Annotated in this window: 14 protein-coding genes and 1 other annotated feature; of the genes, 2 read left to right on the forward strand and 12 right to left on the reverse strand. The window is 28.1% G+C overall.

What is annotated here, in order from left to right; all coding sequences use genetic code 11:
• Positions 1 to 12: 12 nt before the first annotated feature.
• The 9 genes from aroB to Q0G30_RS10355 all read right to left on the reverse strand — a co-directional run bounded on the left by aroB (position 13) and on the right by Q0G30_RS10355 (position 10,536).
• Positions 13 to 1,062, reverse strand: a complete 1,050-nt coding sequence (gene aroB / locus Q0G30_RS10315; RefSeq protein WP_294389469.1) for a 3-dehydroquinate synthase — start codon at positions 1,060 to 1,062, stop codon at positions 13 to 15.
• Positions 1,063 to 1,181: 119 nt separating this feature from the next.
• Complete coding sequence (aroF, locus tag Q0G30_RS10320; RefSeq protein ID WP_294389471.1) at positions 1,182 to 2,195, reverse strand: 3-deoxy-7-phosphoheptulonate synthase; 1,014 nt, start codon at positions 2,193 to 2,195, stop codon at positions 1,182 to 1,184.
• 363 nt (positions 2,196 to 2,558) lie between these two features.
• On the reverse strand, positions 2,559 to 3,986 hold the full coding sequence (gene cls / locus Q0G30_RS10325) for a cardiolipin synthase (protein ID WP_294389473.1): 1,428 nt from the start codon (positions 3,984 to 3,986) through the stop codon (positions 2,559 to 2,561).
• 145 nt (positions 3,987 to 4,131) lie between these two features.
• Positions 4,132 to 4,674: an NADH peroxidase gene (locus tag Q0G30_RS10330; RefSeq protein ID WP_294196467.1), complete on the reverse strand. Its 543-nt coding sequence runs from the start codon at positions 4,672 to 4,674 to the stop codon at positions 4,132 to 4,134.
• 111 nt (positions 4,675 to 4,785) lie between these two features.
• Positions 4,786 to 5,328: an NADH peroxidase gene (locus Q0G30_RS10335; RefSeq protein ID WP_294196467.1), complete on the reverse strand. Its 543-nt coding sequence runs from the start codon at positions 5,326 to 5,328 to the stop codon at positions 4,786 to 4,788.
• Positions 5,329 to 5,638: 310 nt separating this feature from the next.
• On the reverse strand, positions 5,639 to 7,960 hold the full coding sequence (locus tag Q0G30_RS10340; RefSeq protein WP_294389475.1) for a HAMP domain-containing sensor histidine kinase: 2,322 nt from the start codon (positions 7,958 to 7,960) through the stop codon (positions 5,639 to 5,641).
• Positions 7,935 to 8,645: a response regulator transcription factor gene (locus Q0G30_RS10345; RefSeq protein ID WP_294389492.1), complete on the reverse strand. Its 711-nt coding sequence runs from the start codon at positions 8,643 to 8,645 to the stop codon at positions 7,935 to 7,937. The genes Q0G30_RS10340 and Q0G30_RS10345 overlap by 26 nt, the downstream gene beginning before the upstream one ends.
• A 190-nt stretch (positions 8,646 to 8,835) precedes the next feature.
• Positions 8,836 to 10,044 (reverse strand): NupC/NupG family nucleoside CNT transporter, encoded by a 1,209-nt coding sequence (locus Q0G30_RS10350; RefSeq protein ID WP_294389477.1) that lies wholly within the window; start codon positions 10,042 to 10,044, stop codon positions 8,836 to 8,838.
• Positions 10,045 to 10,173: 129 nt separating this feature from the next.
• The gene (locus Q0G30_RS10355; protein WP_291655994.1) at positions 10,174 to 10,536 is read right to left on the reverse strand and encodes a YccF domain-containing protein; all 363 of its coding nucleotides are present in this window, start codon (positions 10,534 to 10,536) and stop codon (positions 10,174 to 10,176) included.
• A gap of 329 nt (positions 10,537 to 10,865) precedes the next feature.
• Positions 10,866 to 11,135: a binding site (T-box leader), on the forward strand.
• Positions 11,136 to 11,277: 142 nt separating this feature from the next.
• Here Q0G30_RS10355 and leuS point away from each other — a divergent pair.
• On the forward strand, positions 11,278 to 13,728 hold the full coding sequence (gene leuS, locus Q0G30_RS10360) for a leucine--tRNA ligase (protein ID WP_294389480.1): 2,451 nt from the start codon (positions 11,278 to 11,280) through the stop codon (positions 13,726 to 13,728).
• Between the two features lie 160 nt (positions 13,729 to 13,888).
• Here leuS and Q0G30_RS10365 read toward each other — a convergent pair whose 3' ends face one another.
• Positions 13,889 to 14,056 carry a VanZ family protein gene (locus tag Q0G30_RS10365; RefSeq protein WP_366013873.1) on the reverse strand — a complete coding sequence of 56 codons (168 nt, stop codon included), beginning with the start codon at positions 14,054 to 14,056 and terminating at the stop codon, positions 13,889 to 13,891.
• Positions 14,057 to 14,416: 360 nt separating this feature from the next.
• On the opposite strand from Q0G30_RS10365, the gene Q0G30_RS10370 reads away from it, so the two are divergent.
• The gene (locus tag Q0G30_RS10370; protein WP_294389481.1) at positions 14,417 to 14,959 is read left to right on the forward strand and encodes a GNAT family N-acetyltransferase; all 543 of its coding nucleotides are present in this window, start codon (positions 14,417 to 14,419) and stop codon (positions 14,957 to 14,959) included.
• A 165-nt stretch (positions 14,960 to 15,124) separates the two neighbouring features.
• Here Q0G30_RS10370 and Q0G30_RS10375 read toward each other — a convergent pair whose 3' ends face one another.
• Positions 15,125 to 15,481: a hypothetical protein gene (locus Q0G30_RS10375; RefSeq protein ID WP_294389483.1), complete on the reverse strand. Its 357-nt coding sequence runs from the start codon at positions 15,479 to 15,481 to the stop codon at positions 15,125 to 15,127.
• A gap of 312 nt (positions 15,482 to 15,793) precedes the next feature.
• Positions 15,794 to 16,540 carry a hypothetical protein gene (locus Q0G30_RS10380; RefSeq protein WP_294389484.1) on the reverse strand — a complete coding sequence of 249 codons (747 nt, stop codon included), beginning with the start codon at positions 16,538 to 16,540 and terminating at the stop codon, positions 15,794 to 15,796.
• Between the last annotated feature and the right edge of the window lie 334 nt (positions 16,541 to 16,874).

Here is a 16,874-nt window from a genome sequence, read left to right on the forward strand (position 1 = left end):
TCTACTCCTCTTTTATTCTTTAAAAAATTCTGCTGTAGTTTTATATATCTCTGAACTTCCTATTTCTTTTAAAATAATTATATTTAAATCATTCCCTAATTTCTTCTTATCTAAATTGATAGCTTCTAAAGTTTCTTCAATATTAACATCAAGTTCATATGGAAGATTATATTTAACTAAAATATCCTTAATTCTTTGGGAAGTTCCCTTTTTAGTTAATCCTTTTTCTTCACTAATTTTACTTATTACATACATTCCAATGGCAACACCTTCACCATGACTATATTTAGTATAATTATAGTGTTGCTCTATGGCATGACCTAAAGTATGACCAAAGTTCAGAAGCATTCTTTCCCCTTTATCTTTTTCATCATTTTCCACAGCCTTCCTTTTTATATCGCAGCATTTGTGGATAACTACTTCCATATTACTTATCAATTGTTGATTATCTTCCATTTTTTCAAGATAATTAAAGAATTGTTCATCTTTAATGCATCCATATTTAATAACTTCCGCCATTCCATCTACAAAAAATCTATTATCTAATGTATTTAATACTTCAGGATCTATTAATACGCATTTGGGATGATAAAAACTTCCTACCAAGTTTTTTCCTCTATCTAAATCTACTGCTACTTTTCCTCCAACACTACTATCAACTTGTGCTAAAAGTGATGTTGGTATTTGTACAAAGTCAACTCCTCTTAAATATGTAGAAGCTATAAATCCTGCTAGGTCTCCTATAACTCCTCCCCCTAATGCAATTATTAAATCACTTCTAGTTAAATTAAAATCTAGAATCTCATTATATACAACAGGTAATGTGTTAAAGTTCTTAGTTTCCTCACCTGGTTTTAATGATAATACCTTAACTTCAAAGTCACTACCCTTTAATTCATTACTAATTTTATCTCCATAATATTTATTTACATTATCATCTGTAATAATAAATATCTTCTTTCCCTTGTATACCTTTCTAATTTCTTCTGAAACTCTATTAATAAGTCCCTTTTCAATTATGATTGAATAACTTCTATCTTTTAAATCAACCTTTAGTTCCATATTACCGTCCTTTCTTATTAAAGCAAAAATCAAGAGGTAAGAAGAAAACAGTTATTTTTTTAAGCTCAATAAATTTTAATCTATCTCTTACCTTCCCGTTTTCACCTTTTATCTAAAAATTAAATTTCTCTTCCTACAGCTGTCGCTATCATCTTTAAATCTTCCATTAATTTTGCAAATACATCTGGCTTTAATGATTGTTGTCCATCACACAATGCTTTTTGTGGATCATTATGAACCTCAATTATAAGTCCATCAGCACCTACAGCTATTGCTGCCTTTGATAATGGTTCTACCATCCACCACTTTCCTGCAGAGTGACTTGGATCAATTACTACTGGTAAGTGACTTAATTTTTTAATTGCTGGCACAGCACTTAAATCTAAGGTATTTCTTGTATATGTTTCAAAAGTTCTTATTCCCCTTTCACAAAGAATAACTTGCTCATTACCACCAGCCATGATGTATTCTGCACTCATTAATAATTCTTCTATGGTTGCAGATAAGCCTCTCTTTAAAAGTATTGGCTTATTAATTTTACCTAACTCTTTTAATAAATCAAAATTTTGCATATTTCTTGCGCCTACTTGAATTATATCAGCTTTTTCAATAAATGTTTCTATATCATATGGTGACATAAGTTCTGTCACTATTGGTAATCCTGTTTTAGCTTTTGCTTCATTTAATAATTCTAAACCTTCATATTTTAACCCTTGGAAACTATATGGAGAAGTTCTTGGTTTAAATGCCCCACCTCTTAAGAAACTAGCTCCATGTTTTTTTACTTCATTCGCAACTAGTGCTATTTGTTCTTTATTTTCAACTGAGCAAGGTCCAGCTATTACTGCAATTTTATTTCCTCCAATAGTATGACCATTAATATCAATTACTGTATTTTCTGGATGAAATAATCTATTTGCCTTCTTAAAAGGTTCTTGAACATGCATTACTCTTTCAACATTAGGATTAGCTTCAATATATGAAGGATCTATTCTTGTTGTATCTCCAACTAATCCTAATATACTCATTTCTGTACCAGTAACAGGATTTACTGTTACACCTAGAGCTTCTAATTCTCCTGTTAATTTCTTAATTGCTTCATTGCTTGTTTTTGGTTTTAATATTACTACCATTTAAAATGCCCCCTTTAAATTTAAAATTATATAAAAAAAGAGAACCCTTAATGAGTTCTCTACTATAAACTATGCTTTAAATACACTTTTAGACTTTTAGCTATTAAGATATATAAAAAGGTTCGCTAAACACTCATTAGAAAATATCTATATTTATTTTTGCAAAAGAAATAGCCAGCGCTAAAATAAAAGCCCCAGAATATAAAGTAAAAAAATCTATTAAATTTTGCAATTAAATTCTTTTCTAACCCTTTCATAATATATACCTCTTTTTATTTTTATGAATTTACTTTTTCTTTATTCTAACCACATTTAACCATATTGTCAATCTTTTTACATATAACTTTCCTTATTTTATATTACTTATAAAATAGGTGCTAGTAATCGTATTAATGATTCTTTAATTTTTAAATTTTTAGATCTCTTGTAATATTCCTCTTTTATAACTAATTTAGATTTTAATTGGTCATCTAAAAATATCTTTTCTTGCTCTTTAGCTACTGCTTCATTATAAATAAATGCATTTACCTCAAAATTCAATTTAAAGCTTCTTATATCTAGATTGGCAGTTCCTATACTACATACTTCTCCATCTGCAACAATTGTTTTTGAATGAATAAATCCATTACCATAACGATATATCTTTATCCCATATTCTATTAATAAACCTATGTTAGCACTTAACATCCATTCCATAAAAAAATGATCTGGAGCTCCTGGGACTATAATTCTAACATCTACACCTGAAAGAGCAGATATTTTTAATGCTTCCATCATTGGACTATCTGGTACTAAATATGGTGTTTGAATATAAACATAATTTTTGGCACTATTTATAATTTTCATATAAGAATTTTTAATATATTCTTCCATATGATCTGGTCCAGAAGATACTATCTGAATTCCTACATCTCCTACTACCTCAGGAATTGGAAAATACATTGACATATTACCCATATTTTCATCTGAAGCATAATCCCAATCTAATATGAATCTCTTATTTAACTCATTAACAGCTTCTCCTCTAACCCTAATATGAGTATCTCTCCAAAATTTGAATTGCTTTCCCTTATTAACATATTCATTTCCAACATTAAATCCACCAACATATCCAATTTTCCCATCAATAACAACTATTTTTCTATGGTTTCTATAATTAATACGCATATTAATATGTGGTAAAACTCCTGGGAAAAATACAGAAATCTTTATTCCATATGATTCTATTTCCTTAATTATTTTCTTGGCAATTTTCTTTGAGCCCATACCATCTATAACTAATCTTACTTCTACACCATCTTTAACCTTTTCATGTAGTTCACTTATCAAAGCTCTTCCTAAATCATCGTATCTAAAAATATAATATTCGATATGTATAAAACTTTTTGCTTCTCTAATATCATTAAATAAATCTCTAAACTTATCTTCCCCATTAATATAAGTCTTTACTTCATTACCAGTAGTATAAATTGCACCTGAATGGTTATAGTTCATCAAAATTAAATCTTCATAATTTTCATTGATTTCATTATCAGAGAGTGGTAGTTCACTATTATTTCTTAATTTATATCTTTTAATTTTATCAGCTAGCTTTTTTTCTCTAAATATTTTTTGTCTACTTAAATTCTGACCTAATAATAAATATAAAATAAATCCTATACCAGGTAATGCAATTAGTATTATAAGCCAAGCCCATGTTGTTGTAGGTTCTTTTCTTTCAATAAATATTAATGATAGTGCAGATAATAAATTTAATAAAAAAAACATTAATAATAATATTATATATGCCATAAATCATTAATTCCTTTCAAACTTTAGCTCTTCTTATTATTATATATCAATAATATACTATTTAATACTATTTACCTAAACTGTATACAAAAAAGAACCATACCTTATAAGCATGGTTCCTCGTATATATAGAAATTTTTAGATATTAAGCAAAGTATCTCTTTAATAATCCTTCGAAAGCTTTTCCGTGTCTAGCTTCATCTTTACACATTTCGTGAACTGTGTCATGGATTGCATCTAAGTTTAATTGCTTAGCTAATGTAGCTAAATCTTTCTTACCTTGAGTTGCTCCGTGCTCTGCAGCTACTCTAGCTTCTAAGTTAGCTTTTGTATCAGCAACAACTACTTCTCCTAATAATTCAGCAAATTTTGCAGCGTGTTCTGCTTCTTCGATAGCTATTCTCTTGTAAGCTTCAGCAACTTCTGGGAATCCTTCTCTATCTGCTTGTCTTGACATTGCTAAGTACATACCTACTTCTGTACATTCTCCAACAAAGTTAGCTCTTAATCCTTCGATTACTCTTTCATCTACACCTTGAGCAACTCCTATTCTGTGCTCATCAGCAAATACTAATTCTCCTGCTTGTTCTACGAACTTATCAGCTCCAACATGGCATAATGGACATTCTGCTGGTGCAGTTTCTCCTTCATGAACATATCCACATACTGTACATACAAACTTCTTCATAATTTTACTTCCTCCTAAAATTTCATATCCTTCATTTATTTTCTTATTTATTTTAAACTATATACTACAAAAGTACAAGCATTCTATACTTTTGTAGTTTTTTAAAATTTATTAAGCAAAGTATCTCTTTAATAATCCTTCGAAAGCTTTTCCGTGTCTAGCTTCATCTTTACACATTTCATGAACTGTGTCATGGATTGCATCTAAGTTTAATTGCTTAGCTAATGTAGCTAAATCTTTCTTACCTTGAGTTGCTCCGTGCTCTGCAGCTACTCTAGCTTCTAAGTTAGCTTTTGTATCAGCAACAACTACTTCTCCTAATAATTCAGCAAATTTTGCAGCGTGTTCTGCTTCTTCGATAGCTATTCTCTTGTAAGCTTCAGCAACTTCTGGGAATCCTTCTCTATCTGCTTGTCTTGACATTGCTAAGTACATACCTACTTCTGTACATTCTCCAACAAAGTTAGCTCTTAATCCTTCGATTACTCTTTCATCTACACCTTGAGCAACTCCTATTCTGTGCTCATCAGCAAATACTAATTCTCCTGCTTGTTCTACGAACTTATCAGCTCCAACATGGCATAATGGACATTCTGCTGGTGCAGTTTCTCCTTCATGAACATATCCACATACTGTACATACAAATTTTTTCATAAATTTATTCCTCCTAAAATCCTTTTATTATATATTTCATTTTATTAACTTCTTATTTATTTACTTTTGTGTTTTACTCTTTGTTTTGTGATTACTTCGAATCACCTTACATCTATTATTATATAATAATTATTATTAATTACAAGTCTTTTTTAAATTTTTTTAAAATTTTTTTCTAATTGATAATACCTCTCAGTTAGCACAATTCCTATATTTGTCCATGTTGTATTGGATATTGATTATCAATTGATAAAATATATATAATTAAAGAGCTGTACTATTATAAATACAGCTCTCATTTATTTATCATTTATTTCAACTTTATAATAGATTTAAATAAGTCACCATCAGCCTCAATTTTAAAGCTTCCATTATGAAGTTCAATTATACTTTTAGCAATAGCAAGACCTAATCCAGATCCTTCTGTACTTCTTGATGCATCTCCACGTTTAAATCTATTAGTTATTTCATTTGTATCAAAACTTAATTCATAAGCCGATATATTCTTCATTACTATAATTACTTCCTCGTTCTCCTTGAACATATCAATATATACTCTTGTATTACTTAAAGAGTATTTAACAATATTAGAAAGAAGATTTTCAAATACTCTATATAATCTTTTTCCATCCCCATTTATAAATACTTTATCATTAGGAATATTTAATTTTACTTCTAGTTTACTATCTTTGAATCTCTCATCATTTTCACCTAAAGCTTGTTTTAATAATTGCCCAATATCTATTCTAGTAATATTAAGTTCCATTGCTCCACTAGCAGCTTTAGATGCTTCAAATAAATCTTCTATCAATATCTTAAGTCTTTGGGACTTTTTATCCAATATACTTACATAATCTCTAGCATTTTCTGGTTCTATATTTTCTCTCTTTAATAAATCAATATAATTAATAATTGAAGTTAATGGAGTCTTTAAATCATGAGATACATTAGTTATAAGCTCAGTTTTCATATTCTCACTCTTCATCTCATTTTCAACAGACTTTCTTAAACCTTCTTTTATATTATTTATATCATGTGCTAACTCTCTAAGATGTCCTTTTTTCTTTTCTTCAATCTTATAATTTAGCTTTCCTTCTGCTGCAGCCTTAGCTCCAATCATTATTTTATCTAAATAAACTAAATTCTTAATTAATATTACTATATATATAATTGTTAATATTATTCCAGCCATTATTCCAATTGGCCATATATTTAGCATTGCTGATAATAGAAATAATACTAATCCCATTGATATATATAAGGCTATCATTATTGAAAAAGTTCTTATTATAGACCCTCTATTCATTACATCACTTAAATAATTCCAAACTTTAATTGTAATATTATTCTTAAATAGTGTTCCTTCATTATAGTTAATAATTATTATTCTAATTAAGAAATAATAAACAACAACTACTATAGTTACCCAAATTATTGAGCTTACATTTAATCTTCTTATATAATTACTTGAATTATAATATATATGTGGCCCCATATTCCATATTATCCAAGCTAATATTGCTACTCCTATTTTATATTCAATAGGATAAACTTTAAGTTTATTTACTATACCTTCTAATAATTCCGATTTTGGCTTATATTTAGCTAAATATAATATACAAAGAATTAATAAAACAAAAAATACTACAAATACAATACAACTTAAATAAAAACTGTTAACATTCTTCTGTACATTAATAAAACTTTCATAAACTACATCCCCTGACTGAAGCTCTTTTGGCATCCATATATATAAAGTTACATTATGCTTATCTTCATTATTGTAGTCATAATACGACCTTTCAGTGTTACTTGTAGTCTCATAGGAAGAATAACCAATATATCTAGATCCATAACTATAATTATCAACAAACCTATTTAAAGCATTATTTTTATCTATTTCTTTACCATTAACATATATTTTTTCTATTATATTTCCATTATAATCAATATTTATTTCTTTGAAATATCTACTAGTTGCTCTAACTTTACTAGGATCAATTTCATTTCCACCAATCCAAAGATCATTTAATTTATCATAAGATCTAAAATTTAAATTAACATAAGATTTTATTTTATTATTTAAATCACTTGCACTATTACTTTTTCTATTTAAAATATACTCATTCATTTCTTCATCACTTAAAGTATATTTTTCATTAATTTTTTCTTGTTCCTCATTTAAAATTTTTTCTTGTTGTTCATAAGTTAAATTATTAAAACTATCATCATTATACTTAGAATTTCTATAATCTTCATATTCCGCATTTGCTTTATCTTGCAATTCTGACTTACATATTTCTATATCATTTTTGGTAATATTATCTTTATTCTTAGTATAAGTAGATGATTTATAATATAAGGAGTACTTTTCCACTAAACTCGTATAATAACTTATATTATCAGCTACTTCAGTTTGAGTATATATTTTATCTGGTATAACGTATCCTAAATTGTCCTTAACTTCTAATCCTGATAAGATTGCAGTTACTAATACTATAACTGTTAAAATATAAATTATATATTTTTTATTACTATTTTTCTTAAATGTTCTTTTACTATTACTTTTTTCTTTTTTTATATCTAGTTTATTTTCCTCTTCTCTATTAATATTTTTCAATTTTATACCCAATTCCCCACACCACCTTTAAATATTTAGGTTCTTTAGGATTAATCTCAATTTTTTCTCTAATCCTTCTTATATGAACCGCAACAGTATTTTCAACATTATAACTTGGTTCCTTCCAAACTTTTTCATAAATTTCATCTATAGAAAATACTCTACCTTGATTTTTAAGTAATAACTCTAATATCCCCAATTCAGTTGCTGTAAGCTTTATTCCCTCTCCATCAACTAAAACTTCTTTAGTATCTTGATTTAAAGAAAGGCCACCACTACTTATTATTGATTTAGTTTCTTCTTTATTTTGTCCACTATAATTCCCAAAAACAGTATATCTTCTTAATTGTGACTTAACCCTTGCTATAAGCTCTAATGGATTAAATGGTTTAGTTATATAATCATCTGCCCCCATATTAAGACCTAATATTTTATCTGTATCTTCAGATTTTGCAGAAATTAAAATAATAGGTATATTTTTTTCCTGTCTTATTTTCATAGTTGTTCTTAATCCATCCATATTTGGCATCATTATATCCATTAAAATAAGATGTATATCATTTTCCATTAAAGCTTCTAGTGCCTCTATTCCATCATAAGCCTTAACTACATTAATATCTTCATTTCTTAAATATATATCAATTGCATCAACAATTTCCTTATCATCATCTACTACTAAAACATTATTCTTTATCATTTTCAAAACACACTCCCTTCACAATCAATTATTATACCATAGCAATTACTTTATATTTATATACTAACAAGTAAGTCTTACAAAAAAATTATCATATTTATTAAGAATTTATTAAGTTATAAAATATAAGCACCTCCGGGCAGGTTCCAATATATGGAACCTCCCCAGAGGTGCTTACATTTTTTATATATTATATTGTTAATAAAAATCCTGCTATTGTTGCACTTAAAAGGTTAGCAAGAGTTCCAGCTATAATAGCTTTCCATCCTAAGCGAGCTATATCTGGTTTTCTACTAGGTGCCATTCCCCCTATACCACCTATTAATATAGCTATAGATGAAATATTAGCAAATCCACACAACGAAAAAGTAACTATTGCTACTGTCTTTGCTGATAATGTAGACATAATCTCAGAAAGACTTGAAAATGCTACAAATTCATTTAGTATAATCTTTTGACCAATTAATGAACCTGCTGTTACAGCTTCTCCCCATGGCACACCTATAATAACTGCCACTGGTGCAAATATATATCCTAAAATAGATTGTAAGCTTAAGTTTGAAATTCCAAACCATCCTCCTACAAATCCTATAAGTCCATTTATTAGAGCTATTAAAGCTACAAATGCTAATAATATTGCTGCTATATTAAGAACTAGTCCTAATCCATCTATAGCACCTTTAGCTGCTGCATCAACAACATTAGCTGAATCATCTTTAACCATTTCAATTTCATTATTTACTTTTGCTTGCTTTATTTCTGGTATTATAATTTTAGCCATTATAAGTCCTGCAGGTGCAGACATAAAACTTGCTGATACTAAATACTCTATTGGAATACCAAGTAATGAATATCCTACTAATATTGATCCAGAAACTGATGCAAGTCCTCCAACCATAACTGTAAATAACTCAGATTCAGTAAGTTTCTCTACATATGGTTTAATTAAAAGAGGGGCTTCTGTTTGACCTAAAAATATATTAGCTGAGGCTGATATAGTTTCTAACTTAGAAGTTCCTAAAAGCTTTGATAAAGCTCCACCTATTATCTTTATAACAAATTGCATAATTCCTAAATAGTATAAAACTGATACAACAGCTGATATAAATATAATTACTCCCAATACATTAACAGCAAATATACTTCCGTCATTAGCTAATGATCCAAATAAGAAACTTATTCCTTCCTTTGCATAATCAATTACTGATTGTACCCCCAATGCTATTTTGCTTAAAACATATTTTCCTACACTCCACTTCAATGCAGCAAGGGCAAATGCAAACTGTATTAAGAAACCTATTATTACAGTTCTCCAGTTAATTTTTTTCTTGTTATTTGAAAGTAAAAATGCTACAAGAAATATGAATGCTACTCCTATAAAACAATTTAATATTGCCACAAAATCACTCCATCCTTTGTAAGATATTTTTTCTTTTTTAGTTTTATCAAAAATATCATGTTATATTCTTTATAGATTAATATTTAAATTTAAATTTGTATTTAAATAAAGATTATTATTGAAAGTTTATTATCTGATTTCTTTTCCAAATGGCATTAATGACAACTTGGCCATTTTTAGAGATTGCATTGCAAAAGGTATTCCTATAATAGTAATACATAAAATTAATGCACTAAATAAATTTGCAATACATAACTCTAGTCCACCAAATATTATCCATAATATATTTAATATTAGGTTTCCTCCGCTATCGCTAATTGTAACTACTTCTTTTCCAAAAGGTGCAAACTGAAGCCTTGCCATCTTAAAACATTGTAATCCAACTGGTATTCCTATAATACTAATACACCAAAGTATTCCTGTACATATCCATCCTAAGGCTCCAAAAAAACCCCCGAATATAAACCAAATTATATTTCCTAAACACGACATATTATCACTCCTAAAGTTATGCTATTAATTAATACTAAAATTTAATTTTTATAATAAACCTTCATTTTTAGAGTATTCATATAATAGTTACTATTAATTTTTTTATTTTTTTCTAATTTTGTAGCATAGAGTAAGCTTCATAAATTATATATCCATATAATTATAAATATCAATAATAATTTACTACTCCTATAAAAACTTATAGTCTCTTCATTTTTTCTATTATTTTAGTAACATAATTTAATAATATTTCTCATACAAGCTCAAAATATGCACATATCTTGACTTCTTCTAATGAATTACTATATAATTAATTATTATTTAAAATATTAACTGCTTTGAAAAGGAGTAGTACTATAATTTTGTAGTCTTAAGAGAGCTGTTGGGTGCTGTAAAACAGTGATACATTTATAGGAACTTGCCTTGGAGCTTACTTGTTTAGAAGCAAGTACGGAATCCCCGTTATGGATTTAAGTGAGAAATTAGTCAGTGACAAGTTTAAAGTGATAAGTGGCAAGTTATTATATTTACTACACTTAAACTAAACTACTAAATTCTAATAAGAGTGGTACCGCGAAATATAGCTTTTCGTCTCTTAATTGAGATGAAAGGCTTTTTTTATATATTTTTATAAATTTAGGGAACAATTATTTAAATGGAAAGATAATTTTTTACATAAATTTTAAATTGCTTTGCAATTTAGAGATATTGTTCTCAACATATTTAAGGAGGATCAAAACTATGAGTAACTACGGAACTGCTATCGATAAAAAGTGGCAAAAGAAGTGGGAAGAAACTGAACTTTACAAATTCAATCCAGATGCAGAGGGCGAAAAACTTTATGTTTTAGAAATGTTCTCTTACCCATCAGGAAGCCAATTACATGCTGGTCACTGGTTTAATTACGGACCTGTTGACTCATGGGCTAGATTAAAGAAAATGCAAGGATATAATGTATTCCAACCAATGGGATTTGATGCCTTTGGTTTACCTGCAGAAAACTTTGCAATTAAAACTGGAATTCATCCATGGGATTCTACTGAAAAGAACATAAAAACTATGGAAGAACAATTAAAAGCCATGGGAGCAATGTTTAACTGGGAAAATGAAGTTATAACTTGTACTCCTGAATATTATAAATGGACTCAATGGGTATTCTTACAATTATTAAAGAATGGATTAGCTTATAGAAAGAAAGCTCCTGTAAACTGGTGTCCATCTTGTAATACAGTTTTAGCTAATGAGCAAGTTGTTGATGGTGCTTGTGAAAGATGTTCAACTGAGGTTACTAAAAAGGATTTAACTCAATGGTTCTTTAAAATTACTGAATATGCTGATGAGCTATTAGAAAAATTAGATACTTTAGATTGGCCTGAAAAGACAGTTGCTATGCAAAAACACTGGATTGGTAAATCTACTGGTGCTGAAGTTAACTTCAAAGTTAAAAATTCTGATATTAACTTTAATGTATTTACAACAAGAGTTGATACTTTAAATGGTGTTACTTATGTGGTTTTAGCTCCTGAAAATCCATTAGTTGATGAATTAACAACTGCTGAAAATAAAGCTGCTGTTGAAGAATATAAAGAAGCTGCTAAAAAGCAATCAGATATAGAAAGACAATCTCTTACAAGAGAAAAAACTGGTGTATTTACTGGTTCATATGCTATAAATCCTATAAACGGTAAGGAAGTTCCAGTTTGGGTTGGAGATTATGTTCTTGCAACTTATGGTACTGGTGCTGTTATGGCTGTTCCAGCTCATGATGAAAGAGATTATGCTTTTGCAACTAAGTTTAACTTACCAATAGACCAAGTTATAACTAGTAAAAAAGGTGAGGAAGTTGAATTACCATACTGTGAATACGGTGTTTTAGTTAACTCTGGTGAATTCGATGGATTAACTACAGAACAAGCTAAAGAAGCTATTGTTGAAAAGTTAGCTAAAGAAGGTTTAGGTTCTGCTAAAGTTAATTACAGATTAAGAGACTGGTTAGTTTCAAGACAAAGATATTGGGGAGCTCCAATTCCAATAATATACTGTGAAGATTGTGGTGCTGTTCCAGTTCCTGAGAAAGATCTTCCTGTTGAATTACCATACAATGTTGAGTTTGCTCCAGATGGTAAGTCACCACTTGCTAAATGCGAAGAATTCGTTAATACTACTTGTCCTTGTTGTGGTAAGCCAGCTAAGAGAGAATGTGATACTTTAGATACATTCGTTTGCTCTTCTTGGTACCAAATGAGATATGTAGATAATAAAAATGATAAAATAGCATTTGATAAAGAAAAAGTAGATAAGATGCTTCCAGTTGACAAATATGTTGGTGGACCAGAGCATGCTTGTATGCACTTATTATATGCAAGATTTATAACTAAGGCTTTAAGAGATATGGGTTACTTAAGCTTTGATGAACCATTCAAGAGCTTAACTCACCAAGGGCTTATCTTAGGACCAGACGGATTAAAGATGTCTAAGTCTAAAGGAAATACTATATCTCCAGATGATTACATCAAGGAATATGGTGCAGATGTATTTAGAATGTACTTAATGTTTGGATTTGCTTACACTGAAGGTGGAGCTTGGAGTGATGATGGTATTAAGTCTGTTGCTAGATTCGTAGATAGAATTGAAAGATACTTAACTATCTGTAGAGAAGCTATTGAAGCTGGTACAAATAACAAAGATACTATGGATAAAGCAGAAAAAGAATTAAACTTCTGGTTAAATAACGCTATTAAAGGTGTTACTGAAGATGGTGAAAAAATGCAATTCAATACTGCTATTGCAAGAATGATGGAATTCATCAATGCTTTATCTAAATATGTTCAAGAAGAAACTAAGAACTTAGACTTCTTAAAAACTGTATGTGAAAGCTTTATTAAGATTTTAGCTCCATTTGCTCCTCACTTTGCTGAAGAACAATGGTCATTATTAACTGGTAAGTATTCAGTATTTAATGAAGCTTGGCCAACATATGATGCTAATGCTTTAGTTAAAGATGAAATTGAAATAGCTATCCAAGTTAATGGTAAAATTAAAGCTAGAATCAATGTTGCTTCTGATTTAGATGAAGAAGGAATTAAGGCTGCTGCTTTAGCTGATGAAGCTGTTGTAGCTGCTACTGAAGGAAAAACTATAGTTAAAGTTATCGTTATTAAAGGAAGACTTGTTAATATAGTTGTAAAGTAGTATAAAATAAATAAGAGACTATATCAAATTAATTTACACACCCACAATATTTGATATAGTCTCTTTTTATTCTATTGACTTAAAAACACACTAATAATTGCAATTCCAATATATAAATAAGGTCCATACTTAATAATTGAACATTTTTTATTATACTCTTCTAACATAGCTTTATTGAAAGTTTCTTAAATATAATGCTAAGTATTTTAAATAAAATAAAACCTAAAATAGTTCCTAAAGTATTCATTATTAAATCATCAACATCTGTCGCGCGAATAGTGAATAATTGTCCAACTTCAATAATAAGTGAAATATTAAGCCTGCAAATACTGTAGGTATAAACTTTCTAAATTCCTTCCATTAAATATTTAAAAGTAATTTTCAATTTTCTTAAGATATTATTACAAATAAACTCTATTTTAATAACTTCTCAATTACTCTTTCTAATTCATCAATACATTCAAAGCATTCTATTCTCTACTCTTTATAGTCTTCTAATAACTTTAACTACTCTACTACCATTAACCAATTGAACCTTGCTCCCTTAATTTAATAAAATCACTATTTTCTATAAATAAAATTAACTTATTAATATTCGTTCATATATTAATCATCTTTAAATAACTGGAAATATAACTTAAAATCTGTTAATTTTAAATTATATTATATAAAAATTGGAGGATTAGTAATGAATATTAGAGTTGCAAGACCTGAAGATGCAAAAGAGCTTATTAACATATATAAATACTATGTAGAAAACACAACTATAACCTTTGAATATGATACGCCAACATTAGAAGAATTTGAAAATAGAATTAAAAACACTTTAGTAAAATATCCTTATATTATTGCTGAAGAAGATAATAAAATTTATGGATATGCTTATGCAAGTGCTTTTAAAGGTAGACGTGCTTATGATTGGTCTGTTGAAACATCAATTTATGTACAAAATGACACCTTAAAAAGTGGTATTGGTACTTTACTATATAATGAACTTGAAAAATATCTTAAACTTCAAAATATAATTAACGTAAATGCCTGTATTACTTATCCCAATGAAAAAAGCGAAAACTTTCATAAAAAGTTTGGATACAAAACTGTTGCTCATTTTACTAAATGTGGATATAAATTCGGACAATGGATTGATATGATATGGATGGAAAAATCTATTGGAAAGCATGATATTCCCCCTAAAGATATAATTCCATTTTCAAAACTTAATTTGAAATAATAAAAAACCTTCTATTCTATAGTTCCATTATCTTATAATTTCTGTAATATTATATTTTGACCTATCCTTAAATTATGTTCTATACATGAAAAAGCTAGCCTAAAATGCTAGCTTACTTCTTTTACATATTATTTCTAATTAACATATCAAGTAACTACTAGTATATCATTTTAGATATATTACTAAATTCACCAAATGAATTACATTCATTAAAACATATGCCCCAATTAATATCTGTCCAACTAATATTGATCTCTTTATTTGAGTAATATTAGATTTTTCACTTCTCCAATACCAATAAATTAATATTAATGCCATTAATCCTATTTTAAGAAAATATGGTTCTAATCCATATATTAAAGGATTTAAAAATTTACTCACATTATTAAATAACTTTGGTACTTTCCATAATAAAAACTTTGTAAATATTAACTCTACAATATTTAATATATATATAGCAATTAAAAATCTTCCTAACCTTTCTCTTCTATTTCCTCTTATATCTATTACAGCGCACTTCATAACCCATACCCCAAACAAACTCAATATACTAGTTCCTAAAATATCTTATAAATATATTATTTCCATTTTATGTAAATAAGTCAATATATTTATTTCTCTTTTTTATTAATTTATAAAACTATAATAAAAAAAGTGCATAGGGGGAGAACCTGCACTTTTTTTAGTAAAATATATATTTAAATTATTAGGGGATATTAGTAATATTGCCACTTTCTTCAAATCTTAAACATAAAATCAAAATTTTTTTTGTAAATAAATGGAGCTACCTCCGGGGTCAATCCAAATATTGGATTGACCCCGGAGGCGCTTACATTAAATGTCATTTAGTACACTTTTGAATTCTTCTAATACTTGAGATACTAGCTTTTCATCTAATTTTTCATAGTATTCTAAAAGATTAGATTCTTGTATTAATTCAAAAGCCTTTCTACTTGATTCCATCCAGTTTTCAGGTATATAAACCCATACTATTTCTGTATAACTACAACTTAATAAAAAATGTTCCATTCCAAAAAAACTATATTCTTCAATATCATGAAGTTCATTAAACTTTTTATAATCTTCAACTATTTGTGATGTTATCTTATACTCATAAATATCCGCATAGAAGAAATCAAACTTTCTACTTTCTGTTTCAAAAGCATCACAACAGACTACTTTTATCTTTGGATTTTTAGGAAAATTTCTATAATATAACTCTATTACTTCTTGGCTGATTTCATAAACTACTACTTCTTCTACTTCCGGCTTTTTAGCCATCTCTTCTACTACGTATCCAAGACCTAATCCTACAACCCCTACTTTTCCCCTTGCCATACTTATAGCAAAATAGGAAGCTTGTATCTCTAACGGTGTTAACCTCATCCAAATATGATTAGGACCATGTAACTCAAGTATTTCTATATCATACTCATCTTCTTTTTTATATAAATATCCTTGAACTATTCCCTGTAATCCATCTCTTGATTTTATTTCATAGTCACCAATTTTATTTTTATTTATTTTATTATTATATTCATTTATCTTCTCTAAAACATAGCTCTTATCAAAAGGCTTCAAACTTAACAATCCTTTCTTTATAACTTAATACTACCTTATTATATATTTAAATATTATGTTAACTAACTCTTTATTTATACAAACTTTATTCTTAAATCTAAACAAAACCTTATCATATTACCTATCACTAAATAGTATCTTCAATACCCTTTATATTATATTGCCAATTTATTGAAGTTTCAATAATAAAGTCGACCTTAGCCGACTTTATTATTAAACTACTCTTTATTTTAATTATATGTATTCTTACTTGGATGATAATCCATAAAACTAGAATTTTCTATTATATATGGACCTTTTCCATTCCAATCAATATAATAATTTTTTTCATAGC

The organism is uncultured Clostridium sp., assembly GCF_934754925.1.
In the GTDB taxonomy this organism is placed as follows: domain Bacteria; phylum Bacillota; class Clostridia; order Clostridiales; family Clostridiaceae; genus Clostridium.

What these genes read in the sequence shown, in the direction of transcription:
- aroB (WP_294389469.1), bottom strand. Translation starts at nt 1,062, where the DNA reads ATGGAACTAAAGGTTGATTTAAAAGATAGAAGTTATTCAATCATAATT.
- aroF (WP_294389471.1), bottom strand. Translation starts at nt 2,195, where the DNA reads ATGGTAGTAATATTAAAACCAAAAACAAGCAATGAAGCAATTAAGAAA.
- cls (WP_294389473.1), bottom strand. Translation starts at nt 3,986, where the DNA reads ATGGCATATATAATATTATTATTAATGTTTTTTTTATTAAATTTATTA.
- Q0G30_RS10330 (WP_294196467.1), bottom strand. Translation starts at nt 4,674, where the DNA reads ATGAAGAAGTTTGTATGTACAGTATGTGGATATGTTCATGAAGGAGAA.
- Q0G30_RS10335 (WP_294196467.1), bottom strand. Translation starts at nt 5,328, where the DNA reads ATGAAAAAATTTGTATGTACAGTATGTGGATATGTTCATGAAGGAGAA.
- Q0G30_RS10345 (WP_294389492.1), bottom strand. Translation starts at nt 8,645, where the DNA reads ATGATAAAGAATAATGTTTTAGTAGTAGATGATGATAAGGAAATTGTT.
- Q0G30_RS10355 (WP_291655994.1), bottom strand. Translation starts at nt 10,536, where the DNA reads ATGTCGTGTTTAGGAAATATAATTTGGTTTATATTCGGGGGTTTTTTT.
- leuS (WP_294389480.1), top strand. Translation starts at nt 11,278, where the DNA reads ATGAGTAACTACGGAACTGCTATCGATAAAAAGTGGCAAAAGAAGTGG.
- Q0G30_RS10370 (WP_294389481.1), top strand. Translation starts at nt 14,417, where the DNA reads ATGAATATTAGAGTTGCAAGACCTGAAGATGCAAAAGAGCTTATTAAC.
- Q0G30_RS10375 (WP_294389483.1), bottom strand. Translation starts at nt 15,481, where the DNA reads ATGAAGTGCGCTGTAATAGATATAAGAGGAAATAGAAGAGAAAGGTTA.